Source organism: Microbacterium sp. zg-B185 (assembly GCF_030246885.1).
Lineage (GTDB): Bacteria > Actinomycetota > Actinomycetes > Actinomycetales > Microbacteriaceae > Microbacterium.
In genome coordinates, this window is record NZ_CP126739.1 from 3,090,018 (window position 1) to 3,114,196 (window position 24,179).

Here is a 24,179-nt window from a genome sequence, read left to right on the forward strand (position 1 = left end):
TGATGGCCGTGGGCACGACCGTCTTCGAGCGACGGCGACCGGCCGCATCCGTCCTCGACCGCAGCCTGGCCGCCACCCGCCGGAGCATCTTCTGGCTCGACGATCTGCCGGACCGGCCGGCCCGTCCGCCGCTCACGGGCGACCGGGTCGCGGACCTCGTGATCGTCGGCGGCGGATACACCGGCCTGTGGACGGCGTTGCTGGCCCGACGCCGTGAGCCGGATGCGCGCATCGCGATCGTGGAGGCGCGCACGGTGGGATGGGCGGCATCCGGCCGCAACGGCGGCTTCTGCGAGGCCAGCCTGACCCACGGTCGGGACAACGGCGTGGCCCGGTGGCCGGAGGAGATCGACACGCTCGACCGACTCGGGATGCGGAACCTGGACGCGATGGGGGCGGATCTGGCCGAGTGGGGGATCGACGCGGAGTGGGAGCGGGTGGGCGCGCTCTCGGTGGCGACCGAGCCGCACCAGCTCGCCTGGCTGGACGAATGGGCTCAGGATGCCGCGGCGCGTGGCGAGGGCGGCGTCCTGCGGCTGGACGCCGCCCAGGTCCAGGCATCCGTGGCGTCGCCGACCTATCTGGGCGCCGTGTTCGAGACGCGTTCGAACGCCCTCGTGCATCCGGGGAAGCTGGCAGCCGGTCTCGCCCGGGCGGCGGAGGAGCGGAGCGTCGAGATCTTCGAGCGCTCCCCCGTGCGGCGCCTCGAGACGACCGCCCGCGGTGTCGATGTGATCACCGAGACCGGCCGCATCTCCGCCGGCCGGGCGGTGCTGGCCACGAACGTCTTCCCGTCGCTGCTGAAGCGGAATGCGCTGATGACCGTGCCGGTCTACGACTACGTGCTCATGACCGAGCCGCTGACGGCCGCGCAGCGCTCCGCGATCGGCTGGCACGAGCGGCAGGGCCTCAGCGACGTGGCGAACCAGTTCCACTACTTCCGTCAGAGCGCCGACGGGAGGATCCTGTTCGGCGGCTACGACGCGGTGTACCACTACGGCGGCAGGGTGCAGGCGGCGTACGAGGAGCGTGCGGAGTCCTTCCGCACGCTCGCGAGCCACTTCTTCACGATGTTCCCCCAGCTGGAGGGGCTGCAGTTCACGCACCGGTGGGCGGGCGCGATCGACACCTGCTCGCGGTTCTGCGCGTTCTTCGGCACCGCGCGTGCGGGCAGAGTCGCGTACGCCGCCGGCTTCACCGGTCTGGGGGTCGCCGCCACCCGATTCGCCGGCGAGGTCATGCTCGACCTGCTCGACGGCGTCCCGACCGAGCGGACGTCGCTGCGGATGGTGCGCGAGCGCCCACTGCCGTTTCCCCCGGAACCGGCCGCCGCCATCGGCATCAACGCGACGCGGTGGTCTCTGGACCGCGCAGACCACCAGGAGGGGCGCCGGAACGTGCTGCTGCGAACCCTGGACGCGCTGGGTCTGGGCTTCGAGTCCTAGCGCCCTGCACGCGGGGCACGGCCCGCATGGAAGCACGCCGCGCACGCGGGCGCACGGGGGAATCCGATCCCCGCTCGAGACCGAATAACCCCTGCCGACGGGTGGGTGCGGACAAGCCGATGCGAGGGAATGAAATCGCGGCGGGTCAGGTTATCCCTGTACTCGGCAGGAATGCGCCGTTGGAGGGGACCGTGGGTAAGAATTACGTCGACATCGAGAACGACCGTGGTGAGATGCTGCGCTACCGCAAGCACTCGAACGGACGGGGCCTGATCGCGCACGGCGCGAAGGTGCACCCGAGCGCGATCGTGGAGATCGGCGCGTACGTCGAACCGGGGGTTCACATCGCTGCCGGCGCACACGTGGGCCGGGGCGTCTGGGTGGAGCAGGATGCGGTCATCGGCCCGGAGGCGGACATCGCGCCGCACGCGCACATCGGCTCCGGCGCCGCGATCGGAGCGGGAGCGAAGATCGGCGTGCGCACCCATGTCGGCACCGGCGCCCGTGTCGCCGTCGGCTCCCTCATCGGCGACGATGAGACGATCCAAGACGGCGAGCGCGTCGCGACCGACCGCCGCGGACTGCGCCTGGCGGCCTGATCCCACGCGCGGCCGAGCCCGGACGGGTCAGGCGAACAGGAACAGCACGACGCCGATCAGCGGTAGCGTGCCCTGGGTCACGGCCGGCCGCAGGTAGGCGCGCCCGCTGGTCAGCAGGACCAGCGAGGCGGCCAGCATCGACCCGAGGCTGAACAGCACCAGGGTCAGTCCCGCCACCCGCAGGGCAGAACCGTCGCCGCCCGTCCAGAACAGCACGAGCCCCAGAATCGCCCCGATCGCCAGGAACAGGTTGTAGAAGCCCTGGTTGTAGGCCATCGGCTTGGTCGTCTCGGCAGCTGCCTGGTCCGCGACCCGGAAGCGGCGCCACACCCGCGGCTGCGTCCACTGCACGCTCTCCATCACGAAGATGTACACGTGCAGGAGCGCGGCGAGAGCGGCGACGACCGTCGCGATGATCGCGATCATGGCAGGACCCTACCGCCGGACTACGCTTGCCGCATGGCCAAGAGCGGTGGTGGTGCGCGCGGCCGTTCGGGTCGACGGACGGGATCCGCGCGCCCGGCGCGCCTCAATCGGACTGCCGCACCTCGCACGACCGCGAAGGGAAAGACCGCCAAGCCCAGCGCTGCCGCCCCCGCTGCACCGGCGCCGCCCCCCGCGACCCGGTTCGTGCTCGGAGTGATTCCCGGGGCGACCGCCGGCGGGTGGGTCGACGCCTGGCGCGAGCGGATGCCGCGGACCGAGCTGCAGCTGCTGCCCCTCGACGTCGCGAGCCAGCGCACCGCGCTGCTGGAACGCGGGCTGGATGCCGCGCTGGTGCGTCTGCCGATCGCGCCCGACGGGCTGTCCGTGATCGCGCTCTACGAGGAGACCGCGGTCGTTGTCACGTCGGCCGACTCCCACCTGACCGCGGTCGACGAGCTGGAGCTCGCCGACCTTGCCGGCGAGATCCTGATCGTGCCGCGCGACGATGTGCTCGGCACGGTGGTGCCCGGGGCCGTGCCGGCCGCTTTCGCCGCGCCGGAGGACACCGAACAGGCCATCGCGACCGTCGCCGCGGGTGTGGGCATCGTCATCGTGCCCATGTCGCTGGCGCGTCTGCACCGTCGCAAGGATGCCGCCTACCGGCCGCTGCGGGACGGGCCGACCTCCACCGTCGCGCTGGCCTGGCCCACCGACCGCACCAGCCCCGAGGTCGAGGCCTTCATCGGCATCGTCCGCGGACGCACGCCGAACTCGTCACGCGGCTGAGGACGGGACGCCGCACACCGGCACGCCGAGTCGGGGGATGTCGCCGACCTGGGTCTCTGCGACATCCCCCGCAGAACGGCCGACCAAGACCGACGCGTCCCGATCGCGCCCCACTGGTCTTCGTGCCCCCAGCAGGCGATGCCCCCCGATATCGCCCTGCGTGTGCCGTTCTACCCATCAAGAGCCGGCATCCACCGCCCTGATACATCGGAGTGGCCCGATAGATCGGAGTGGCCTGATGCATCGGAGTGGCCTGATGCATCGGAGTGGAACGTCGCGCCGCAGATTCAGAAACCCGACCCGTGGGCCTGAAACGGCGCGATGATCCCGGTGCGCTCGGATGCCGCGGCCAGCGCCGCACTCGGCGGCTCACCGGCCGCGAGGCCCTCGTGCATCGCCCCGAGAAGCTCGCACGCGACGTCATCCGCGACGATGACCGGCGCGGCGATCACGCAGCGGGTTCCCGCGTGCAGCCAGACGCGGGTCATCCCGATCGCCTCTTCACCCCACAGCACCGAGGATCGGCCTACCTCGCACGCCGAGAGCACCACAGTGGCGGGCAGCTCCGGCACGAGGTCGATGTCGTAGCCGAACAGCGTTCCGTCCGCCAGTTCCAGACCGGAGAACAGCGGGTTGTCGGCGGTGTGCCGACCGTGCGCGGCGATGTGCAGCACGTCCACGCGGGATGCCAGGTCGACGACCTCCGCCACCACCGCCCGCTCCCCGCGAAGCAGCCGCGGATCCGACCAGGCGGATGCGGCCGCCGTGACCTCCTCCTCCCCCCGAGCCACCCGCGGGCCGGCTGCGAAACCCGCGGACGAGGGCACGTGCCACCCACGAGAGCGGTCCCGCACCCACCGGGATGCCGACGGGGCGATGGTCAGGACGCGGGAGCGCAGGCCCGGCAGCATCATCCACGGCACTCCGGCCAGAACGCCCGGCGCGGTCAGCACGATGCGGCTGTCGCCACCCGGCATCGACACGACCGGGTCGACCAGAAGTGCCGACAGGCTGGACAGCCGCGCTTCCAGCCCGGCGCGGACCACCGCGGCCATCGGCCCGGCCGTGACGGTGGCCGACACGTCCAGGTCGGCGCGCAGGCCGCTGAGGGCAGAGCGCACACCTGGCCAGTCCAGCGCGACGAACCGCACGCGCGCGCGCGAGGCGACGAGCACCCCCAGGCGCACGCCGTCGAACACATACGACAGGAGCACATCGTCGGCGAGGCTCTCGCGCACCTCCGCCAGCGATGCGCGGGTGCGTGCTTCACCGGCGCCGGTGCGCGACCACTGCCGTTCCCGCGCACGGTCCCGAAGCAGCGCCGCACGCGGGCCTGCCGGCCACTCGCCGTCCGGCGAGGCGCTGCGCAGGATGCGCAGCTCCGCAAGGTCCGCCGCGACTCCCGGATCCGGCGGCGGGCGCACCGGGATGATCGGGTGACTCAGCAGGCGCGCGCGCTCCGCCCAGTCGAAGATCACATCGTGCCGCCCGGAGCGGAGCGCGGAGGACAGCCCGGTCGTGATCAGCCCGGCACCGCGCATCGCCGCCGAGACCTGAAGATCGAGGCTGCCGACAGCCTGCTGGGTTCGATCGAGCAGGTCCAGACCGCGCGCGGCGTGGCGGCGCGCGTCCGACTCCTGCCGGGCGGCCGCCGCGCGCGCCGCACGCACCTCGTATGCCAGCAGCGCCGCCTCCAGCGGGGTCCTCCGGTCGATGCGCACGCCGGGAAGCGGCGCAGTCTGATCGCGTCGGATGCGAGCGAGCGCATCCGTGAGACGCAACGCCTCCGCCTCGGAGTGGAAGCCCTGCGCGCGGAGCTCGCCGACGACCTCGGCCACGACCGTGGGGGTGGGCAGGCGGCGGGGCACCCGCACCGGGGTGCCGGCACGGTCGATGCGCCCGACGGCGAGTCGGGCGCGCAGCAGGAGCGCCTCCGCTCGCACCGCCCAGCCCGTGCTGCCCAGAGCGGCGAAACGGCGCGCCGCCGCCGATGCGGCCACGGCCGCCCGCTCCGGATCGTGGCTGAGCAGCGATCGGGCCAGATGGTATTCGGCGGTGGCGCGCTCACGAGGAGCACGATGGCGTCCGAATGCCTGAGACACGCTCTCCAGGCTGCGCTCGGCCTCGGTCACCAGGCCGGCCTCGCGCAGGACCTCGGCGCGATCGAGTTCGTTGATGGCCGCCCACAGCTCGGATTCCCCGTCGAGCGGTTCCCGCACCGACTGCATGGTCTGCAGCGCGGCGACCAGGTCGCCGGCCAGCATCAGCGCATATCCGCGATTGTGGATGGTGAGATTGACCTCGTCGCGCAACCCGGCGTCGCGGTACGCGGTCTCGGCCAGTTCGAGGTCGGCCATGACCGGGCCGAGGCGGCCCCGCTGCATGTCCACGAGGGTACGGTTGAGCCGCATGTTGGCCTGACGCACCGGGGAATCGGCCAGTCCGCGAATGCTCTTGCCCAGCCAGTCGGCGGCGTCATCCAGCCGTCCGCGCTCGAGGGAGAGGGCCCCCAGCTGTCCATGGAGCTGCGCGACGGTCGACGGGGACAGTCCGCCGCGCGCGAGGATGTCCAGACACAGCTTCTCGCCGGCGTCCACGTCGCCCAGTCGAGCCAGAACGTACGCCGACGTGCCGGCGATCCGTGCCTCCAGCTCGACATCGCCCGCGGCGGTCGCCTTCTGCGCGGCGCCGGCGAGCGTGCGACGTGCAAGCGCATAGCGACCCCTGTTCGCCTGCAGCACGCCGCGCTCGTACAGATCCCCCGCCGTCGGGCCCACTCAGCCATGATGGCGTGCCGCGCGCGTGCGCGCGACCGGGCCGGTGATCGGGAGGCGCTCGCGGGCTACCCGGTCTTGCGCGACTTGTCGATCGCGTCGACCTCGACCAGCGCCTTCTGGACGGGCGACGCGGCGCCCGTTCCGAGCTTGCCGCCGGCCATCAGCGATTCCCCCAGCTCCCTGGCGATCGTGGCGGCGACGAACGGGGACGCGAACGAGGTCCCGCTCCAGATCGCGAAGCCGCCGGTGTAGTCATCCGGGTCCAGGCTCTGCCTGCGCCGCTGCAGGCGGTCGTTCTTCGAACCGGACTGCACGCCCCCCTCCAGGTGGGGGAACACGCTGACCACCGAGGTTCCCGGCGCATACGTGGTGACCCACTCGCCGATGTTGCTGTACAGCGCCACGGACGTGTTCTGCGGGTTCAGCGCGCCCACCGCGAGGTGGCGTGCCAGCCCGCCGGCTTCGCGGAGGTTGAGCTCGGCGTCGCTTCCCGCCCACAGCGCGGCCGGAAAGGTGGGCCGGTCGGTCGCGTCGTTGCCTGCCGAGCACACCACGACGCACCCCCGGGCGCGCAGGCGGCAGAGTGCTTCGTGCAGACGCACACTGAATCGGCCGTCCTCAGGTGTCTCGTGGTAATACCCCAGCGACAGGTTCAGCACGTCGATGTGGTGCGGGTCGGACTTCGTTCCCGCCGCGGCCCATTCCGCGAGATCCTCGATGGCATCGATCAGCTCGCTCTCGATCACGGTGCCGTTGCTGTCGGCGACTCGGATCGAGATGAGGTTCGCTTCCGGTGCCACCTGGCGGAGGATGCCCGCCACGAAGGTGCCGTGCCCCGCAGCCGGATCCAGGAACCCGTCCAGCGGGCCGGACTGGTCGCCGTACACCTCCGGGTCGGTGTCCGGATCGTCGATGCCGATCACCCCGCCTTTGCTGTCCGGCCACTTCAGCGCGCGGCGCACGATGTCATCCGGGGTCTCTGCGCCGGCCGGAAGCCAGCCGGCGATCGTGCCGCAGCCGGTGTCGACGAACGCGATGACAGGCCGTCGCCCGTTCTTCGCGACCGGCTGCAGGCGGGCGGGCTGGGGGCCCAGATAGGTGACGACTTCGAGCCCGCCCGTGCCCGGATAGGCGTATCCGTCGATGCCGGCCGGGTTCGTCTGCCCGTGGGGGTTGGTCCGACCGTGCGGATTCGTCCGACCGTGCGGGTTGGTCCTGCCGTGCGGGTTGACCCCGATCGGGTCGATGGTCAGCACGTGATCCAACCCCACCCCACGCAGCCGCGGGTCATCCCCCCCATCCACCTCGCCGCGGGCGGCGATCTCGCGGCGCCTCTCCAGATCCCTGGAGGCATCCGAGGAGATCTCCTTCTTGATCCGAGCGCGCTCCTCCGACGGTGGCCGTTCGCCCGATTCCCGCGACCGCCCTCGCGACGGGGGTCGCTTGGTCCCGCCCTCCGCCGCGCGCTGCTGCTCGATCGCCTTGCGACGCGCCTGCTGCAGCAGACGCCAGGCATCGACCGGAGGGACCGGCTCGTCGTCGCGCACGACCTTGGGCGCCTGCACGATGCGAGCGCGCGTCAACCGGCCGCCGGCCTGATCTTGACGGCGGATCGGCTCGGACTCGATCTCCCAGCCCAGCTCCGCTCCCGCCTCGGCCAGCAGCTCTCCCGCCTCCTGCGCATCACCGGAGATCAGCAGGTGACCGGGCACGTAGGCGGTGGCGAAGGCCTGCAGCCCGGGAACCGGCTCGCGTTTCGGGTCCAGGACGAGCCCCCGCGGCTCGCCGGCGGCCTCCCGCTCTCGCCATGGTCGGATCCGGGGCTCATCAGCCATACGTCACGCCTTTCACAGAAGGGATGCCGGGGCGCCCGGCCTCGGCATCCGCTGGGTCACACTTCGAACTGGGGGGTTTGGAATTCCCGGAGCTCGTCATCCGCGGCACGGACGACGAGCCGCAGCCGGCAGACGCCCGGCGGCACGTTCTCGAACGCGAACCGGCCGTGCTCCCCGGCCTCGGTGCTCCACTCGCGCTCACCCTGTCGCAGACGGATCGCCAGGGCCGCGGCATCCACCCAGCCGTCGATGCGCCGTGCGCCGTCCTCGGCCACGGTGACGTGCACGAGGACACTGGTGGTGCCGTCGCTGAACTGCAGTGTCGCGGTGTCTGCCTCGCCCCGCACCGCCGCCAGCTGGGATGCCTCCACGAGCGTCAGCAGAGCGTACTCGCGCGACAGGTCCTCGACCGCCACGGTCGCGACCATCCGATCGACCAGGTCGGCCGGAACCGGATCGACGTCCTGCCACATCGCGCGCATGCGCGCGAACAGTGCGGCATCCGCGGCGAAGTCCTCAGTCTGCATCGGAATCCTCCTCCCATCCGGCGCTGTGCAGAACGGCGCGAAGCTTCGCAAGGCACCGCTGCCGTGTCGGTCCGATCGAGCCGATCGGCATCGCCAGGTCCTGCGCGATGCGCGTGTAGTCGGGGCGCTCCTCGAAGGCCACGATGCGCAGCAGGCGCTGGCACCGTTCGTTCAGCCGGCCCACGCTCAGCCACAGGCGACGGGACTCGTCGTCGGTGGCGGCGGTCTGCTCGGCGGATTCGCGGGCGGGCAGGTGCGGCTCCAGGCTCTCCATCTCGGTCGGGTCCGCTCGGCGATGAAGCTTGCCGACCCGCCACGCCTCACGACGGGCGACCATGGTCAGCCATCCCGAAACGGCCTGGGGCTCGGTGATGGATGCGTGCCGGCGCACCAAGGTGAGCCACGTCGTCTGCACCACGTCCTCAGCCAGCGCGCGGTCCAGCCCATAGGCGCGGACCACGTGCCACAGCATCGGGGTCATCAGCCGGACCAGCTCGTCCATCGCACGCGTGTCACCGCTGCGCCATCTCAGAAACAGCGCGGCGGCGCGCTCCCACCGCGTCGGCTCGGCGGAATCGACCGAGGCTTCGGCGCTCTCGTGCGTCATAGCGCCCATTGTGTCCACTCCGGGGGGAGCGCGAAAGGAGCATTCCTGATACATCGCGCCGCCGTGCGCTCCGGATTGCGTACCGCGACGGCGCTTTTGCCGCATCGGCCCGACCCGCGTCTAGACTCACGCCATGACGACGGCGCCGCTTCTGTACGTGTGCGTGCGTCCGCAGCAGGGGGCGGCGGCGGCGGAGTATGAGTCCTTCCGCGTGGGTGCGCGGCTCGACGCATCGCAGCTGGTCCCGCTCGACCTGGTCCGGGACCCGCTCCCGGCCGACACGTTCGAGCGGTACAGCGGGTTCTTCGTCGGCGGCAGTCCGTTCAACGTGACGGATCCGGAGTCCTCGAAGACGGACGTGCAGCGCCGGCTCGAAGCCGATCTGGAGCGCATCGCAGCCGCGACCATGGATTCCTCAGGTCCGGCAGCCCTGTTCACGTGCTACGGCATCGGCATCGTGACGCGGTTGCTGGGCGGCGAGGTCACCCGCGCCTACCGCGAGGACACCGGACCGGTCCTCGTCGACCTCACCGTCGAGGGGGAGAGCGATCCGCTGCTGGGATCGCTCGCCCGCCGGTTCACCGCCCTGGCCGCACACAAGGAGGGGTCGGGGCAGGTCCCGCCCGGCGCCACGCTGCTGGCCACGAACAAGGCGTCCCCGGTTCAGGCGTACCGGGTCGGCGACCGCCTCTACGCGACCCAGTTCCACCCGGAGCCCACCACCCGGGCGTTCACCGAGCGCATGGCCGTCTATCGCGACGACGGCTACTTCCCGGCCAACGACTATGAGACCGTCGCCGGCCGTGTGCTGGCGGCATCCGTCACCGAACCGACACGGCTGCTGCGCGCCTTCGCCGGTGCGTTCGGCCCGGCCTGACCTACGCGCCCCCTGGCGGGTGCAGCAGAAGGTCGACCCGCTCGTCGAGGTATGCAGCCAGCGGCATGAAACCGCCCGCGGCGCTCCAGCGCACACTCGGCGTGCCGTCGCGCAGCTGGAGCGGACCGGATGCCTCGCCCCGATCGACCGCGTCGGCATCGAGCAGCTGCCACCCGATGTGCACGGTCTCCCCCTCCGCGATGCCGCCGAGCGCGGCCGCCGCGGCCAGTTCGGCACGGCGGCGCTGCGATTCGGCGGTGAAGCCGCGCCGCACCTCCCGCCGTGCGCGCAGAATGTCACCGGTGGCCAGCACCGCGTCGTCTGTGACCAGCAGCACCCCGAGGTGCCAGGCGGCGCCACGGCGGACGATGCGCGCCGACCTGCCCACCCCGAACAGCCGCCGGGGCGAGATGAGCTCACCGAGGGCTTCCTGCGGCGCACCGGCCAGACGGGACCGTGCGTCCTGGATGAGCGCGCCCGTACTCACACGCGATCGTCCTCCAGCTCGGCAGCTGCGGGGACGGCCCGCTCGCCGCGCAGGCTCATCGCGATGAGCGGGAACAGCAGCACCGACAGCATCCCGGCACCGACCAGCACGGCCGCCGCGGCGCTGGGCAGGATGCCCTCGTCCACACCGATTCCGGTGACCGCGACGATGATCGGCAGCCCGGTCGCGCCGAGGAACGCGACGGCGAAGCGGTCGCGCCGCGTCGAGCCGGCCGGTGCGGCGAGCATCGACGGAAGCCCGCGCACCAGGAACAGCGCGACGACCACGAGCGGCACGGCCGCCAGCAGCACGGGGGTTTCCATGAGCGAGGCCAGATCGAAGGTGACGCCCGTGTAGATGAAGAAGACGGGCACCAGGAACCCGAAGGCGACCGCCTCGACCTTGCTCTCGACGGCCCTGCGGTCGCTTTCCTTCGCGTCGCGCATCAGCAGGCGCCACACGATGCCTGCGGCGAACGCGCCCAGCAGCAGATCCAGATCCAGCACCACGCTCAGCGCGACCAGGGCGGAGAGGATCAGGAACACGACGCGGATCGCGAACTGACCGGACGTGTGCAGCGTCGCGTTGACGGCGCGGTGCATCGCGCCTGTCGGCATCCGGAACGCCATCCAGATCGCCAGACCCGCCACCAGGCCGAAGACCAGCAGGACGACCGACTCGATCCCCGGATCGCGGCTGCCCAGGAACAGCGAGATCGCGATCAGCGGCCCGAATTCGCCCACTGCGCCGATCGCGCCGATCGCGCGACCGAACGGGGTGCGCAGCTCACCGGCGTCGCGCAGGATGGGGAGGATGGTCCCCAGTGCCGTGGAGGCCAGGGCGATGCCGATGACGATGGCGATCTCACCGGGGAAGAGGAGCCAGGTCAGTGCGACGCCGGCGGCGAGGCTGATCAGCCAGCCTCCCGCCGCGGCGCGCCCGCTGCGGCCCCGGAAGGCCGCGAATTCGATCTCGGATCCGGCGACGAAGAACAGCATCGCCAACCCGAATTCGGACAGCGCTGCCACGAAGTCCGACGGCACGGCCCAGCCCAGCAGAGACGGACCCACCAGGATCCCGAGGACGAGCTCGAACACGACGATCGGGATCCGCACCCATCTGCTCAGGCTGCGCGCGAACAGCGGCGCCAGCACGGCGAGCAGCGGGATGACGAGAAGGGTCGGCTCGAGCTGGTCCACGCTTCACCGTACCGACTCGGCGGTGCCGCCGTCAGCGCGGCGCGGGGTCGTGCCTCGACCGCGACGAGCGCGGTCGAGGCCGGTGCGCGCCGTCGCCTCCGGGTTCCGGTCGGCGCTCGTCGCACGCGCGCTCATTCCAGCGACTCACGTGCCCGGTCGGCCTGCCGAGCCGCCGCGCGCGCTGTGGACGCGGCGTCGGAGCGCTTCTGATCCAAGCGCGCCGCCTCGTCGTCGGCCTTGTCCGCATCCGTCTCGAGCCGAGCCAGCTCGGTGCGCAGATCCTGGATCCGCTCCCGCAGCAGGTCGCCGCGCTCGCGGACCTTCGCGAGCTTGGCCTCCACCCGCGCGAGCTCACGCTCGGCCTCCCCCGATGCACGCTCGGCCTCGCGCAGGGCGCGCTCGGCGGCCTTGCGCGCCCGGCGCTCGGCGAGGTCGTCTCGGGTGGGAGCGGGAGCATCCGGGACGCCGGGCAGGCTCCCCCCGACGGCGTCGGATACGTCGACGGCCTCGAAGCCGCCGGCCTCCAGCGGACGGACGAGGCGCCCCGTCATGACGGCCGCGGCGGCCGCGGCATCCATCACCGCCGCGTTGAGAGTCTTCTCCACGTCCGTGCGGGCCGAGGCGCTGACCGCGACGCCCCGATCGCGCGCCAGTTCGACCGCGCGCGTGGCCAGCGCCGTCACCAGCGCGCGACGCTGGCGGCTCAGTCGCCCGAGCTCGGCAGCGTCCAGGTCGTCCTGCGCCTCGCGTAGCGCACCGGCCAGCTCCAGTGCCTCGCCGAGCTGCCCGTCGCGCGCCAGCAGATCGACGGCCCACGCCGACGCGGTCGGCTTGCGCAGCGCCTTCACCCGGGCGGCGAGGGCCCGATCGGATGCCGCGGCGCGCGCGTTCCGCGCCGCGGTGAACTCCTCGGGGGGCAGGGTGAACAGCTCCGCGGCGATCGCGTCCAGTTGCGCATGGTCGGCGGCAGGGTCGTCGGCGGAGGGGGACACGGGACCATTCTGTCGGGCAGCCCCGCCGAGCGCGAGAATCCCTGCTCCCCCGCCCCGTCGCCGTCCCCGGACGCCCCGCTCCCCCCGCTGCTCCCCTGTCACAACACGCCGGTGCGCCCTGCACTTTGCGACAGGCGAGCCGGCAGGACCCTCCGCGCAGGGCCACTCGCCTGTCACAACACGCCGGCGCGCCCCGCACGCTGCGACAGGCGAGCCGACAGGACCCTCCGCGCAGGGCCACTCGCCGGCAGGAGCTGGCCGGGCTGCGGACGCCGGCTCAGCCCCGGACGACGAGCGCCGCCTGGCGCGCGGCGCCCAGGGCGACGTACTCGCCCGGTGCGGGGACGTCGACGGGGATGCCGAACACCTGCGGAGCGATCGTCCGCACCGCCTCCGACTGGGCGCCGCCGCCGACCAGCAGCGCACGCTCCAGCGGGACGCCCAGCCCGCGCAGCGCGGACAAGCCGGCGGCGAGGCCACCCAGCATCCCCTCGACCGCGGCCCGAGCGAGGTTCTCGCGGGTGGTCGACGCGAGGGTCATGCCGGTGAGGGATGCCGTGGCATCCGGAAGATTCGGCGTGCGCTCCCCCTCGAAAAACGGGACCAGGCGCAGCCCGTGCGCGCCCGGTTCGGCGGCCAAGGCGAGGCGGCTGAGCTCGGCGTGGTCGACGGCCAGGAGGCCGGCGACCACGTCGAGCACCCGCGCGGCGTTCAGCGTCGCGACCAGCGGCAGGAACCGGCCTGTGCAGTCCGCGAATCCCGCGACCGTGCCGCTCGGGTCGACGGTGCGCTGGTCGCTGACGGCGAAGACCGTCCCGCTCGTGCCGATCGAGACCACCACGTCGCCGGGCCCGGCGCCGAGGCCGAGCGCGGCACCGGCGTTGTCACCGGCGCCAGGGCCGACCCTGCGGCCGGCGTCATCGAGCACCCATTCCGCGGGGCCGAGCACGCGCGGCAGGATCGCGTCATGTCCGAGTGCCGCGATGAGCAGCTCACGGTCGTAGCCGCCGGTCGCCGGGTTCCAGTAGCCCGTGCCCGAGGCATCCGAGCGATCGGTGACGAGCTCATCGAGCACCGGCCCGCGCGGGGACTCCCCCGCGGGGCCGAACCCGCGCAGCCGCCAGGTCAACCAGTCGTGCGGCAGCGCGACGGCGGCCACGCGTGCGGCGTTCTCGGGCTCCGAATCGCGCAGCCAGCGCAGCTTGGTGATCGTGAAGGACGCGACCGGCACCAGTCCGGTGCGCTCGGCGAGCGCCTCGGCTCCGAATTGCGCGATCAGATCCGAGGCTGCCGCCGCCGAGCGGGTGTCGTTCCACAGCAGCGCCGGGCGGATCACGCGTCCCGCGGCATCCAGGGCCACCATGCCGTGCTGCTGTCCGCCGATCGCCCACGCCGCGACATCGGCGAGTCCGCCGGCGGCGCCGATGGCCGACTCCAGAGCGCTCCACCAGGCGGCCGGGTCCACCTCGGTGCCGTTCGGGTGCATGCCGCGGCCTGCGCGCACCACGGCACCGGTCTCGGCATCCGTGACCACGACCTTGCAGGACTGCGTCGACGAGTCGACCCCCATGACCAGCGTCATCGCTCACCCTCCCCTTCGACGGTGTCCCACTTGTGCATGCGACACGCCGTGCCGGGCATGCAGGAGTGGGACACCGATCCTGTCACGCGGGTGAACCGCCCTCAGCCGCGCGCGCCGAGCAGATGCTCGGTGGCCAGCTGCTGCAGACGGACGAAGCCGAAGCCCTTGCCGCCCAGGTACGCCGACGGATCGAAGTCCTCGTACGCGGAGCGGTCGGCGAGGAAGTCCTGGTAGGTCTCGCCCTCGTTCAGCGTCGGGATCGACAGCTCGGCGACCTTCGAGGCCTCGAGCGCCTCCTGCACCTCCGGGTCGGCGCGGAATGCCGCGGCGCGCTCCTTCAGCAGCAGGTAGGTGCGCATGTTGGCGGATGCCGAATCCCATACCCCCTGCTCGTCCTCGGTCCGGCTGGGCTTGTAGTCGAAGTGACGCGGCCCGTCGTAGGCGGGCACGCCGCCGGGACCGCCGTTTTCGAGCAGGTCGACGAGCGCGAACGCATTGTGCAGGTCGCCGTGACCGAACACGAGGTCCTGGTCGTACTTGATGCCGCGCTGACCGTTCAGGTCGATGTGGAAGAGCTTGCCGTGGTAGAGCGCCTGCGCGATGCCGGCGGCGAAGTTCAGACCCGCCATCTGCTCGTGCCCGACCTCGGGGTTCAGCCCCACCAGTTCCGGGCGCTCGAGCGAGTCGATGAACGCGATCGCGTGACCCAGCGTGGGCAGCAGGATGTCGCCGCGGGGCTCGTTCGGCTTCGGCTCGATGGCGAAGCGGATGTCGTAGCCCTTGTCGGTGACGTAGTCCCCGAGCAGATTGACGGCCTCGCGGTAGCGCTCCAGCGCCTGGCGGATGTCCTTGGCGGCGTCGTACTCGGCGCCCTCGCGGCCGCCCCACATCACGAAGGTCTTCGCCCCGAGCTCGGCACCGAGATCGAGCTGGCGGAAGACCTTGCGCAGCGCGAAACGCCGCACGTCGCGGTCGTTGGAGGTGAATCCGCCGTCCTTGAACACGGGGGCGCTGAAGAGGTTGGTGGTCACCATCGGCACGATCATGCCGGTGTCGGCCAGTGCAGCCTTGAGGCGGTCGATCTGCTTCTGGCGTTCGGCCTCGGTCGAGCCGAAGGCGAACAGGTCGTCGTCGTGGAAGGTGAGGCCGTAGGCGCCCAGCTCGGTGAGCTTCTCCACGGCGTGGACGACATCGAGGGCGGGCCGGGTCGGGCCACCGAACGGGTCGGTGCCGTTGTAACCGACTGTCCAGAGTCCGAACGAGAATTTGTCGGCGGGTGTGGGGGTGGGCATGACGCTCCTTCGCGGAAATTGTTGCGTACGACAACCTATCGCAGATCGGATGCCGCGTCCACCGACATCGGCGGTGAATCGACGGAATCTTGCGTGAACGACTTCGAAACTCTCGGCCCGCGGAACGTAGGATCGAGATATGAAAGCTCCGACGCGCGTCACGCTCGCCGAGATCGCGGCGGAAGCGGGCGTGTCCCTGGCCACGATGTCGAAAGTCCTCAACGGCCGCGCCGACGTCGCCGCGGGCACGCGCGCCCGTCTGGAGGAGCACCTCGCCCGCCACGGCTACACGCGGCGCCGGGTGAGCCAGCGCACCGACATCCTCGAACTGGTCTTCCACGAGCTGGAGAGCAGCTGGTCGATGGAGGTCATCGAGGGCGTCGAAGAGGTCGCCCATGCCGCCGGGCTGTCGGTGGTGCTGACCGTGAGCGGGGATCGGCACTCGCCGGCGCCGGAGTGGATCGACGGCGTCCTGCGACGCCGCCCGACCGGCGTGGTGCTGGTGTTCTCGGACATCGCGGCCCCGCACCGCGACAAGCTGCGCTCCCGCGGCATCCCGTTCGTGATCGTCGATCCCGCCGGCGACCCCTCACCGGAGGTCCCCTCGGTCGGCTCGGCGAACTGGTCGGGAGGCCTGATGGCCACGCGCCACCTGATCGAGCTCGGCCATCGCCGCATCGCGGCGATCACCGGGCCGGAGGACATGATGTGCTCGCTGGCCCGCGTCGACGGCTACCGGTCGGCGATGAACGCGGCCGGGCTGCCGATCGATCCGACCTGGATCCGCTTCGGCGACTTCCATCCGGGCGGCGGCGAAGCCCATGGGCGGGACCTGCTGGCCCTGCCCGACCCCCCGACGGCGATCTTCGCCGGCAGCGACCTGCAGGCGCTGGGCGTCATCGCCGCGGGGACCGCGGCCGGGCTCAGCGTGCCGGGCGACCTGTCGGTGGTGGGTTACGACGACATCGCGCTGGCCCGCTGGATGAGCCCGCAGCTGACCACCGTGCATCAGCCTCTGAAGCGCATGGGCGAAGAGGCCACGCGCCTCGTCCTCCGCCTGGCCGACGGCGCCGAGGTGGAGACGCTGCGCATGGATCTTGCCACCCACCTGGTGGTGCGCGGCAGCACCGCCCGCCACCTCGGCTGATCCGACGGACCCGCGTCAGAGCTCCTCGACCACGACGTCGGCGTGCAGCGCCCGGGTGTGATCGACCGGGCGGACAGGTCCGCTGAGCCGCACCGACAGCTCCTGGACGATGTCACCGCTCGAGCGGCCGAACCCGAGGACGATCTCGCCCGGCTCGACGATGCGCACCCCGTCCACTCCGGTGAAGCTCGCCAGGTCGGCGGGCACGGTGAAGCGCACCCGGGCGGCCGCGCCCGCGGCGAGGTCCAGCCGCGCGAAGGCGATCAGCCGCTGCACGGGACGCACGACGCTGGCCACAGGGTCGCGCAGGTACAGCTGCACGACCTCGGTGCCGTCGCGGTCGCCGGCGTTGCCGACCCGGAGCGAGACCGTGACACGGCCGTCGGTTCCGACGGCGTCGGCGGATGCCGCGGCATCCGACCAGACGAACGACGAGTAGCCGATGCCGTGGCCGAACGGGAACGCCGGGCTGGGGTCGATGTTCGACACCCCGCTGCGGCGGGCCAAGGGGGCCGCAAGGTACGTGGACGGCTGTGCGCCGGGGGTGGCCGGAACGCTGACGGGCAGCCGCCCGGACGGATTGACCCGCCCGCTGAGCACGCCCGCGATCGCACCGGTGCCCTCCTCTCCCGGAAAGAAGGTCTGGATGATCGCGGCGGCGGACTCCACACCGGTGCCGAGCGCGTAGGGCCGGCCGGCCAGCAGCGTCACGACGGTCGGCGTTCCGGCGGCGAGGATCGCCTCCAGCAGAGCACCCTGCGCGCCCGGCAGCGCCAGACTCTCCGCATCGCATCCCTCGCCGCTGGTGCCGCGCCCGAACAGGCCGGCACGGTCGCCGAGCGCGAGGACGACGATGTCGGCGACGGATGCCGCGGCCACCGCCGCGTCGAACCCGTCGGTCTCGCCGCCGTCCACGGTGGTGCCCGGCTCGTACGTCACATCGGCGTCGGGGAACTCCGCCGCGATCGCCTCGCGCAGGGTGGACAGCTCGATGCCGATCGGCACCTCAGGGTGATGCACGCCCACGTGCGACGGGAACGAGTAGCAGCCGAGGACCGCGTACGGGTCCTCGGCGGTGGGTCCGACGACGGCGATGCGACGCGACGGCGCGAGCGGAAGCGTGCCGTCGTTGCTGAGCAGCACGACCGCGCTCTCGGCGACCCGCCGCGCGAGCGCCCGATTGTCGGCGGAGTCCAGGTCCACGCGTCCGCGCAGGGCGGCGGGCGAGTCGGACTCGACCCCGAGGAGCGCGTCGGGCGCTGCGCTCCACTCGGGGTCGAGCATCCCGAATTCGGCCTTCTGCCGAAGCACTCGACGCGACGCCCGGTCCACGAGCGCGCCGTCGACGCGGCCCTCCTGCACCGCGGCGACGAACGGCTCGGACAGAGCCTTGACCGTCGGCAGCTCCACGTCGATGCCGGCGGTCAGGGCGAGCCGCCCGGCGTCCACCCAGTCCTCGGCCACGCCGTGCAGCTGGGTGAGGAATCCGATCGCGAAGTAGTCGGCGACCACGGTCCCGTCGAAGCCCCACGTGTCGCGGAGGAGCCGGGTCAGCAGCGCCGGGTCGGCCGCAGTGGCGACCCCGTCGATGTCCGTGTAGGCGTTCATCACCGAGCGCACGCCGCTTTCGCGCACGGCCATCTCGAACGGGGGCAGCAGCACGTCCGCGAGTTCTCGCGGACCGACTGAGACGGGCGCGAGGTTGCGGCCCGCCCGGGAGGCGGAGTAGCCCACGAAGTGCTTGAGCGTGGCCACGACATCGGCGGACTCGAGTCCGCGGATGTACGCCGTGGCGACCGTCCCGACCAGGTACGGGTCCTCGCCGATGGTCTCCTCGACGCGACCCCACCGCGCATCGCGCACGACGTCCAGGACGGGGGCGAGTCCCTGGTGCACCCCCAGCGCGCGCATATCGGCGCCGATCCGCGCGCCGATCTCCTGGATCAGGGCGGGGTCGAAGGTCGCACCCCAGCTGAGCGGCACCGGGTACGCGGTCGCTCCCCAGGTCGCGAAGCCGGCGAGGCACTCCTCGTGCGCGATCGCGGGGATGCCGAAGCGGTTCGCCGCGGCGATCCGCTGCTGTGCGCGCATCAGCGACAGCGCGCCCAGCGCCGGATCCACCGGTGCGGTGCCGAAGGGGCGCGTGAGCTGGCCGAGGCCGGACGGCAGCAGCGCGTCCAGGTCGATGGGCTCGCTCATCTCGTGCTGGTGCGGCGCGACATCTTCCCCGTCGGCCGATGCGCCGACCCAGACCCCGTACAGCTGCGCAACCTTCTCGCGGACCGTCATCTCGGCCATCAGCGCGTCGACGCGGTCTTCGATCGAACGCGTCACGTCACGCCAGGGCGGCATCACCGCGTCCGAGCCCCGCACCGCCTGGGGGCCGGTCTGGTCTGAAAGGGTCATCCCTTCACCGCCCCGGTCAGTCCGCCGACGATGCGCTTCTCGGCGAGCAGGAAGAACACCAGTGCCGGGATCATCGCCAGCGAGGTGTAGGCCAGCACCGCGCCGGTGTTCTGCGAGTACTGGCTGGAGAACTGGGTGACCCCCAGGGGAAGCGGCCACCACTCCTGCGGCAGCGACCCGGTGCTGATCACCAGCAGCGGCAGCAGATACCCGTTCCAGCTCGCCACGAAGGCGAGGACCCCGACGGTGACCAGGCCGGGTTTGGACAGCGGCAGGAGGATGCGCCAGAAGAAGACCAGCCGCGAGGCGCCGTCGATCACGGCCGCCTCCTCCAGCTCTTCGGGGATCGCACGCAGGAAGGGCACGAGGATGATGATGGTCGTCGGCAGCGCGAACGCGATGCCGGGGATGATGACGCCCAGGTAGGTCCCGTGCAGTCCGAGCGTGCGCAGCAGCAGCGTCAGCGGCAGCGCCGCGACGGTCAGCGGGAACATCAGTCCGGCGGCGAAGAGCGTGTACAGTCCCTGCCGGCCGCGGAAGTTGTAGCGGGCGATGACGAACGCCGCCATGAGCCCCGCCACCACCGCACCGGCGGTGGTGGCGGTGGCCAGGATGACGCTCGCGGCGACGTTGCCCCAGAAGCGGGGGGCGCTCAGCACGGCGGCCCAGTTCTCGAAGACCCACGGATCCGGCAGTCCGGCGGGGTTGGCATTGATGTCGACGGTGGTGCGGAAGCCGCCGATGAAGACGTACAGGACGGGACCGACGGCAACGGCGGCGACCACGAGCGCCACGAGATAGACGAACGGCTGTCCCCGGTCGAACACACGCGGCGAGCGGGGCGGCGTCGGCTGCTCCCCGGACTCGGTCTCGGCCGGCGCGGTGGTGGTGGCGGACATCTAGTGAACCCCCCGAGTGATGGATCCGGCGAGGTCTCGGCGGAGCGCGAAGCGCTGGTAGACCAGCGCGACGACGAGTGAGATGACGAAGAGGATGACGGCGATGGCGCTGCCGTAGCCGGGCTGGCCGGCGAACTGGCCCTGCTGGACCATGTAGGTGGCCATGCTCTCGGTGGCGATGCGGCGCACGGCCGGAGCGACGGTGACCCAGATCATGTCGAACACCTGAAGCGAGCCGATGATGGACAGGAACGCCCAGATGCGGATCGTGGGGGCCAGCAGAGGGAGGGTGATGTAGCGCTGCGTCTGCCACCACGTGGCGCCGTCGATCTGTGCCGCCTCGGCCAGCTCCTCGGGGACGCCCTGGAGCCCGGCCAGCATCAGCAGGATGGCGAAGCCGATGTACTTCCAGGTCAGGATGAAGAAGATGGTCCACAGCGCGATGGCAGGATCGGCCAGCCAGTTCTGGCGGAGGAATCCCAGTCCGAGGCCTTCCAGCATGGCGTTCACGCCCCCACCGGGCTGCAGCAGAAGCCGCCAGGAAAGGCCTGCGATGACCTCTGCCAGCACGTACGGCACGAAGATGAGCAGGCGGAAGACGCCGCGTCCCTTCATCCGCCGGTTCAGCATCAGCGCGACGGCGATCGCGACCGGACCCTGCACCAGCAGTGACATGAACAGGATGAAGAAGGTGTTGGCGATCGCGCGCTGGAACTCCGGGGTATTCAGCGCCCGGGTGTAGTTGGCCAGGCCGACGAACCGGTCCGGGTCGGCCAGGTGGTCCCAGCGGAACGCCGGCGGCAGGTTGAACAGGCTGTACACCGCGGCCAGCACCACGGGCAGGATGACGAACCCCAGGAACAGCACCAGCGCGGGGGTCAGGAAGAGGGTGATCTCGACGCGCTTGCGCACCGCCCCCGAACGGGGACGCGTGCGCGATGCGCGGCCCGGGCCCGCGGAGACCGCGGACCCGGGCGTGCTGACGGCGGTCATTACAGTGTTGCCGCCGCATCCTGCATGCGCGTGACGATGTCCTGCGGGGTGCCGTTGCCGGCGAAGAGGTTGACGATCCCCTCGTTCATCGCGTTCCCGACGGTCGTGCCGAGCGCCGTGTCGAGCCAGATCTGCACGAGCGACGAGTCCGCCAGGCCCTCGGCGACCAGGCTGAGGTTCGGGTCCTCCACCGCAGAGATCGCGCCGGGCACGGTCGGGATGCCGGAGCCGCTTTCGGCGAAGCGCTTCTGCACGTCCTCGCTCATGATGTAGGCCAGCAGATCGGCGCACTCCGGCGGAGCGGTCGCAGAACAGCCGAAGCCGTCGCCGCCGCCCAGCGCGGCCGACGGGTCGCCCGCCGCACCCTCGATCGCCGGGAACGGGAACCAGCCCAGGAACTCCGGAACCTCTTCGTTGGGGGCGAGGCCGCCGATGGTGCCGACGTTCCAGTGGCCCATCAGCTCCATGGCCGCCTGGCCGTTGGCGATCATGCCCGCCGAACTGCCGGCACCCTCCTGCGGAACGGTGCCGAGGTAGCCCTCCTGGAACGGCTCGATGCCGATGAACTCCTGGAGCTGCTCGCCCGCTTCGACCCAGCACGGGTCACTGAAGTCGAACTCGCTCACCGCAGCCTCCAGGGTCTCCGGCGAGCAGGACTTCATGGCGAACTGGTACCACCAGTGCGCCGCCGGCCAGCCCGCTCCGGCGCCGACCGCGATGGGGGTGAACCCGGCCTCGCGGAGGGTGCCGACGGCGGTGACGAGGTCATCGAAGGTCTCGGGCACCTCCACACCTGCCTCCTCGAACTGGTCCTTGTTGTACCAGAAGCCCTCGATGCCGAACGTGAACGGGACGGCGTAGGTGACCCCATCCACCTGCCACGGGTAGGCCGTCGCGCCGACGCTCTCGATGGTCTCCGGGATGAGGTCATCCAGCGGCATGAGGTACTCGTTGTCGACCTGGTCGCGCAGCTCGCCGCCCGGCCACACCTGGAACAGGTCCGGCGGGTCGCCCGCGGCCAATGCGTTGGGGATGAGGGTGCGCTGCAGCTCCTCGTTCTGATAGCCGGTCTGCTCCACCGTGACGCCGGGGTTGGCCTCCTCGAACTCGGTGGCCACCGCCTCCCACACGTCCGGAAGCGGCCCGTTGGTGGCGTTGTGCCACCACGTGAGCGTGATCTGCTCGCCGTCGCCGCCCCCGCCCTCGTCTCCGCCGCCCCCGGCGGAACACCCGGCCAGCGTGCCGACGGCCAGGCCGACGGCGGCCAGGCCCGCGGCAAGCCGCGTCTTGCTGCGTACGTTCATCCTTGAACCTTCCGAAAGTTTCGACGTCGTGGTCGAAAGTGATCTGATTCGCTCAATATATGGCGTGACGTATTCGTGGTCAAGGCCAACAAATGTGGAGATGATCACGATTCGATCTCCTACAGTGGGACGAGTGAGCGAACAGACGGCGGACGGCGTGCGCCAACGCAACCTCGCGCGCATCCTTCGGCTGGTGCACCTGGAAGGCCCCCTCTCCCGCGCGGTGCTGACCGAGACGACCGGGCTGAACCGCTCGACCATCGCCGACCTGGTATCGCAGCTCGCGCAGCAGGGGCTGGTCCAGGAGCACGCACCGGACAGATCCCGACGCGTCGGGCGCCCCTCCCCCGTCGTCGCGGTCGATCCCCGCGTGCTGACGATCGCGGTCAACCCCGAGGTCGACGCGCTCACGATCGCCGCGGTCGGGCTGGACCGAGGCATCCCGATCCGTGAGCGCATCGATCTGGACCACCTGATCGGTCCCGAAGAGACCGCTGCGCTCGTCGCCGAGCGCATCTCGGCCTGGCGCGCGGCGGAACTGGCCGACGCGCGCATCGTGGCGGTGGCCCTGGCCGTTCCCGGGCTGGTCCGCGCCGCCGACGGGCTCGTGCGCAACGCGCCGCACCTGGGGTGGACCGACGCCCCGATCCGCGACCTGGTCGCGGAGGCGACCGGCCTGCCCACCGTCGTGGGCAACGACGCGAGCCTCGGTGCCATCGCCGAGCACCTGTACGGCGCGGCACGCGGTATCGACAACATCGTCTACCTCAACGGCGGTGCCAGCGGCATCGGCGGCGGGCTGATCGTGCACGGGATGCCGGTGGCCGGCGCCGGCGGCTACGCCGGTGAGTTCGGCCAGAACAGACCCGGGATCGCGTCCGACCGCGACCGGCGCGCTCGCGACGGCGCCCTCGAGGACGAAGTGAGCCGCGCACGTCTGCTCGCCGTCGTCGGCCGCCCGTCCGCCGACGAGCCCACCCTGGCCGCGCTGCTGGAAGCCACCACGCTGCCGGACGCGATCGCCGAACTCGCGCGTCAACGCGGCATCCTGGCCACAGCCCTGGCCAACGCCGTCAACGTCCTGAACCCGTCGGTGGTGGTGCTCGGCGGATTCCTCGCCACCATCGCCGAGCGCGACCTGGACGGGCTCACCGCCGCGGTGGGAGCCCATGCGATGCCGGCGAGCATGGAGGGCCTCGCGATCCGCGTCGCGGTCCTCGCCGAGAACCGCCTGCTGATCGGCGCGGCCGAGGCCGCGTTCGCCGACCTGCTCGCCGATCCCGGTGTCCTCGGCGCAGCAGCGGGATGACCGCGCGGGAATGAACCCGATCGTGCGGCGTTGCTCTCCGCATGACACGTGTGGGCATCATCGGCGCAGGACACATCGGCTCGACGCTGGCTCGTGGGCTCATCGACCGCGGCTATGACGTGGTGATCAGCAACTCCCGGGAGCCCGAATCGCTGGCTCCCTTGGTTGCCGAACTGGGCGATCATGCCACCGCCGGCACGGCGACGGATGCCGCCACCCAGGGCGAGTTCGTCATCGTCGCCGTCCCGTTCACGGCGTACCGGGACCTTCCGGTCGCCCCACTCGCGGGAAAGATCGTGGTGGACACGAACAACTACTACTGGGAGCGCGATGGCCGTATCGCCGCCCTCGACGAGAAGAAGGCGACCTCCAGCGGCCTGCTGCAGGAGCATCTGGCCGAATCGAAGGTCGCGAAGGGGTTCAACCACATCACCGCGGGCGACATCCGCACGACCGGTTCACCTGCCGGCACGCCCGGCCGCCGCGCGCTGGCCACGGCCAGCGACTTTCCGGATGCGGCCGCCCTCGTCGCCGAGCTGTACGGAGAATTCGGGTTCGACGCAGTGAGCATCGGCCCGCTCGCGGAAAGCTGGCGCGTCGAGCGCGACCAGCCCGCGTATGGGGCGGTCCAGACGCGCGACGAGATGGTGCAGAACCTGGCGCGGGCGACCCGCTGACGCCGAATCGCGC

Annotated in this window: 21 protein-coding genes; 7 read left to right on the forward strand and 14 right to left on the reverse strand. The window is 71.5% G+C overall.

Annotated elements, in window-relative coordinates; translation table 11 throughout:
* The first annotated feature begins 8 nt into the window (after positions 1-8).
* Positions 9-1,445 (forward strand): NAD(P)/FAD-dependent oxidoreductase, encoded by a 1,437-nt coding sequence (locus tag QNO12_RS14665; protein ID WP_257501476.1) that lies wholly within the window; start codon positions 9-11, stop codon positions 1,443-1,445.
* 191 nt (positions 1,446-1,636) lie between these two features.
* On the forward strand, positions 1,637-2,044 hold the full coding sequence (locus tag QNO12_RS14670; RefSeq protein WP_257501416.1) for a transferase: 408 nt from the start codon (positions 1,637-1,639) through the stop codon (positions 2,042-2,044).
* Positions 2,045-2,071: 27 nt separating this feature from the next.
* Here QNO12_RS14670 and QNO12_RS14675 read toward each other — a convergent pair whose 3' ends face one another.
* The gene (locus tag QNO12_RS14675; protein WP_257501415.1) at positions 2,072-2,470 is read right to left on the reverse strand and encodes a DUF1304 domain-containing protein; all 399 of its coding nucleotides are present in this window, start codon (positions 2,468-2,470) and stop codon (positions 2,072-2,074) included.
* A 33-nt stretch (positions 2,471-2,503) separates the two neighbouring features.
* On the opposite strand from QNO12_RS14675, the gene QNO12_RS14680 reads away from it, so the two are divergent.
* Positions 2,504-3,256 carry a LysR family substrate-binding domain-containing protein gene (locus tag QNO12_RS14680; protein WP_257501414.1) on the forward strand — a complete coding sequence of 251 codons (753 nt, stop codon included), beginning with the start codon at positions 2,504-2,506 and terminating at the stop codon, positions 3,254-3,256.
* 287 nt (positions 3,257-3,543) lie between these two features.
* On the opposite strand, the gene QNO12_RS14685 is transcribed toward QNO12_RS14680, so the two are convergent.
* The 4 genes from QNO12_RS14685 to QNO12_RS14700 form a co-directional block, all read right to left on the reverse strand.
* On the reverse strand, positions 3,544-6,033 hold the full coding sequence (locus QNO12_RS14685) for a CHAT domain-containing protein (RefSeq protein WP_257501413.1): 2,490 nt from the start codon (positions 6,031-6,033) through the stop codon (positions 3,544-3,546).
* A gap of 65 nt (positions 6,034-6,098) precedes the next feature.
* Positions 6,099-7,868, reverse strand: coding sequence for a S8 family peptidase (locus QNO12_RS14690; RefSeq protein ID WP_257501412.1), 1,770 nt, complete (start codon positions 7,866-7,868; stop codon positions 6,099-6,101).
* A gap of 56 nt (positions 7,869-7,924) precedes the next feature.
* A complete protein-coding gene (locus tag QNO12_RS14695; protein ID WP_257501411.1) occupies positions 7,925-8,395 on the reverse strand; it encodes a hypothetical protein in 471 nt (156 codons plus the stop codon).
* Positions 8,385-9,002 (reverse strand): RNA polymerase sigma factor, encoded by a 618-nt coding sequence (locus QNO12_RS14700; RefSeq protein WP_257501410.1) that lies wholly within the window; start codon positions 9,000-9,002, stop codon positions 8,385-8,387. The genes QNO12_RS14695 and QNO12_RS14700 overlap by 11 nt, the downstream gene beginning before the upstream one ends.
* Positions 9,003-9,135: 133 nt before the next feature.
* On the opposite strand from QNO12_RS14700, the gene QNO12_RS14705 reads away from it, so the two are divergent.
* Positions 9,136-9,879 (forward strand): glutamine amidotransferase-related protein, encoded by a 744-nt coding sequence (locus tag QNO12_RS14705; RefSeq protein ID WP_257501409.1) that lies wholly within the window; start codon positions 9,136-9,138, stop codon positions 9,877-9,879.
* A gap of 1 nt (position 9,880) precedes the next feature.
* On the opposite strand, the gene QNO12_RS14710 is transcribed toward QNO12_RS14705, so the two are convergent.
* The 5 genes from QNO12_RS14710 to xylA form a co-directional block, all read right to left on the reverse strand.
* Positions 9,881-10,366 (reverse strand): glutaminase, encoded by a 486-nt coding sequence (locus QNO12_RS14710; RefSeq protein ID WP_257501408.1) that lies wholly within the window; start codon positions 10,364-10,366, stop codon positions 9,881-9,883.
* A complete protein-coding gene (locus tag QNO12_RS14715; RefSeq protein WP_257501407.1) occupies positions 10,363-11,565 on the reverse strand; it encodes a cation:proton antiporter in 1,203 nt (400 codons plus the stop codon). The genes QNO12_RS14710 and QNO12_RS14715 overlap by 4 nt, the downstream gene beginning before the upstream one ends.
* 131 nt (positions 11,566-11,696) lie before the next feature.
* Positions 11,697-12,557 carry a transposase gene (locus tag QNO12_RS14720; protein ID WP_257501406.1) on the reverse strand — a complete coding sequence of 287 codons (861 nt, stop codon included), beginning with the start codon at positions 12,555-12,557 and terminating at the stop codon, positions 11,697-11,699.
* 277 nt (positions 12,558-12,834) lie between these two features.
* Positions 12,835-14,139, reverse strand: coding sequence for a xylulokinase (xylB, locus tag QNO12_RS14725; protein WP_257501405.1), 1,305 nt, complete (start codon positions 14,137-14,139; stop codon positions 12,835-12,837).
* A 101-nt stretch (positions 14,140-14,240) separates the two neighbouring features.
* On the reverse strand, positions 14,241-15,431 hold the full coding sequence (gene xylA, locus QNO12_RS14730) for a xylose isomerase (RefSeq protein WP_257501404.1): 1,191 nt from the start codon (positions 15,429-15,431) through the stop codon (positions 14,241-14,243).
* 139 nt (positions 15,432-15,570) lie between these two features.
* Between xylA and QNO12_RS14735 the strand changes: the two genes are divergently transcribed.
* Positions 15,571-16,578 carry a LacI family DNA-binding transcriptional regulator gene (locus tag QNO12_RS14735; RefSeq protein WP_257501403.1) on the forward strand — a complete coding sequence of 336 codons (1,008 nt, stop codon included), beginning with the start codon at positions 15,571-15,573 and terminating at the stop codon, positions 16,576-16,578.
* A gap of 15 nt (positions 16,579-16,593) precedes the next feature.
* On the opposite strand, the gene QNO12_RS14740 is transcribed toward QNO12_RS14735, so the two are convergent.
* From QNO12_RS14740 to QNO12_RS14755, 4 genes are read right to left on the reverse strand one after another with little or no spacing between them, the layout of a single operon-like run.
* Complete coding sequence (locus QNO12_RS14740; RefSeq protein ID WP_257501402.1) at positions 16,594-18,984, reverse strand: beta-xylosidase/alpha-l-arabinosidase; 2,391 nt, start codon at positions 18,982-18,984, stop codon at positions 16,594-16,596.
* A complete protein-coding gene (locus tag QNO12_RS14745; protein WP_257501401.1) occupies positions 18,981-19,883 on the reverse strand; it encodes a carbohydrate ABC transporter permease in 903 nt (300 codons plus the stop codon). Before QNO12_RS14745 ends, QNO12_RS14740 begins: the two co-directional genes overlap by 4 nt.
* Complete coding sequence (locus tag QNO12_RS14750; protein WP_257501400.1) at positions 19,884-20,876, reverse strand: carbohydrate ABC transporter permease; 993 nt, start codon at positions 20,874-20,876, stop codon at positions 19,884-19,886.
* A complete protein-coding gene (locus QNO12_RS14755) occupies positions 20,876-22,180 on the reverse strand; it encodes an ABC transporter substrate-binding protein (RefSeq protein ID WP_257501399.1) in 1,305 nt (434 codons plus the stop codon). The genes QNO12_RS14750 and QNO12_RS14755 overlap by 1 nt, the downstream gene beginning before the upstream one ends.
* Positions 22,181-22,280: 100 nt before the next feature.
* Between QNO12_RS14755 and QNO12_RS14760 the strand changes: the two genes are divergently transcribed.
* Positions 22,281-23,489 (forward strand): ROK family transcriptional regulator, encoded by a 1,209-nt coding sequence (locus QNO12_RS14760; RefSeq protein WP_306820540.1) that lies wholly within the window; start codon positions 22,281-22,283, stop codon positions 23,487-23,489.
* 41 nt (positions 23,490-23,530) lie between these two features.
* Complete coding sequence (locus tag QNO12_RS14765; protein ID WP_257501398.1) at positions 23,531-24,166, forward strand: NADPH-dependent F420 reductase; 636 nt, start codon at positions 23,531-23,533, stop codon at positions 24,164-24,166.
* The last annotated feature ends 13 nt before the right edge of the window (positions 24,167-24,179 follow it).

Bases quoted from the DNA above. Each gene is read 5' to 3' on its own strand.
- QNO12_RS14675 (WP_257501415.1), bottom strand. From the start codon at position 2,470: ATGATCGCGATCATCGCGACGGTCGTCGCCGCTCTCGCCGCGCTCCTG.
- QNO12_RS14680 (WP_257501414.1), top strand. From the start codon at position 2,504: ATGGCCAAGAGCGGTGGTGGTGCGCGCGGCCGTTCGGGTCGACGGACG.
- QNO12_RS14690 (WP_257501412.1), bottom strand. From the start codon at position 7,868: ATGGCTGATGAGCCCCGGATCCGACCATGGCGAGAGCGGGAGGCCGCC.
- QNO12_RS14695 (WP_257501411.1), bottom strand. From the start codon at position 8,395: ATGCAGACTGAGGACTTCGCCGCGGATGCCGCACTGTTCGCGCGCATG.
- QNO12_RS14700 (WP_257501410.1), bottom strand. From the start codon at position 9,002: ATGACGCACGAGAGCGCCGAAGCCTCGGTCGATTCCGCCGAGCCGACG.
- QNO12_RS14705 (WP_257501409.1), top strand. From the start codon at position 9,136: ATGACGACGGCGCCGCTTCTGTACGTGTGCGTGCGTCCGCAGCAGGGG.
- xylB (WP_257501405.1), bottom strand. From the start codon at position 14,139: ATGACGCTGGTCATGGGGGTCGACTCGTCGACGCAGTCCTGCAAGGTC.
- xylA (WP_257501404.1), bottom strand. From the start codon at position 15,431: ATGCCCACCCCCACACCCGCCGACAAATTCTCGTTCGGACTCTGGACA.
- QNO12_RS14735 (WP_257501403.1), top strand. From the start codon at position 15,571: ATGAAAGCTCCGACGCGCGTCACGCTCGCCGAGATCGCGGCGGAAGCG.
- QNO12_RS14740 (WP_257501402.1), bottom strand. From the start codon at position 18,984: ATGACCCTTTCAGACCAGACCGGCCCCCAGGCGGTGCGGGGCTCGGAC.
- QNO12_RS14745 (WP_257501401.1), bottom strand. From the start codon at position 19,883: ATGTCCGCCACCACCACCGCGCCGGCCGAGACCGAGTCCGGGGAGCAG.
- QNO12_RS14750 (WP_257501400.1), bottom strand. From the start codon at position 20,876: ATGACCGCCGTCAGCACGCCCGGGTCCGCGGTCTCCGCGGGCCCGGGC.
- QNO12_RS14755 (WP_257501399.1), bottom strand. From the start codon at position 22,180: ATGAACGTACGCAGCAAGACGCGGCTTGCCGCGGGCCTGGCCGCCGTC.
- QNO12_RS14760 (WP_306820540.1), top strand. From the start codon at position 22,281: ATGATCACGATTCGATCTCCTACAGTGGGACGAGTGAGCGAACAGACG.
- QNO12_RS14765 (WP_257501398.1), top strand. From the start codon at position 23,531: ATGACACGTGTGGGCATCATCGGCGCAGGACACATCGGCTCGACGCTG.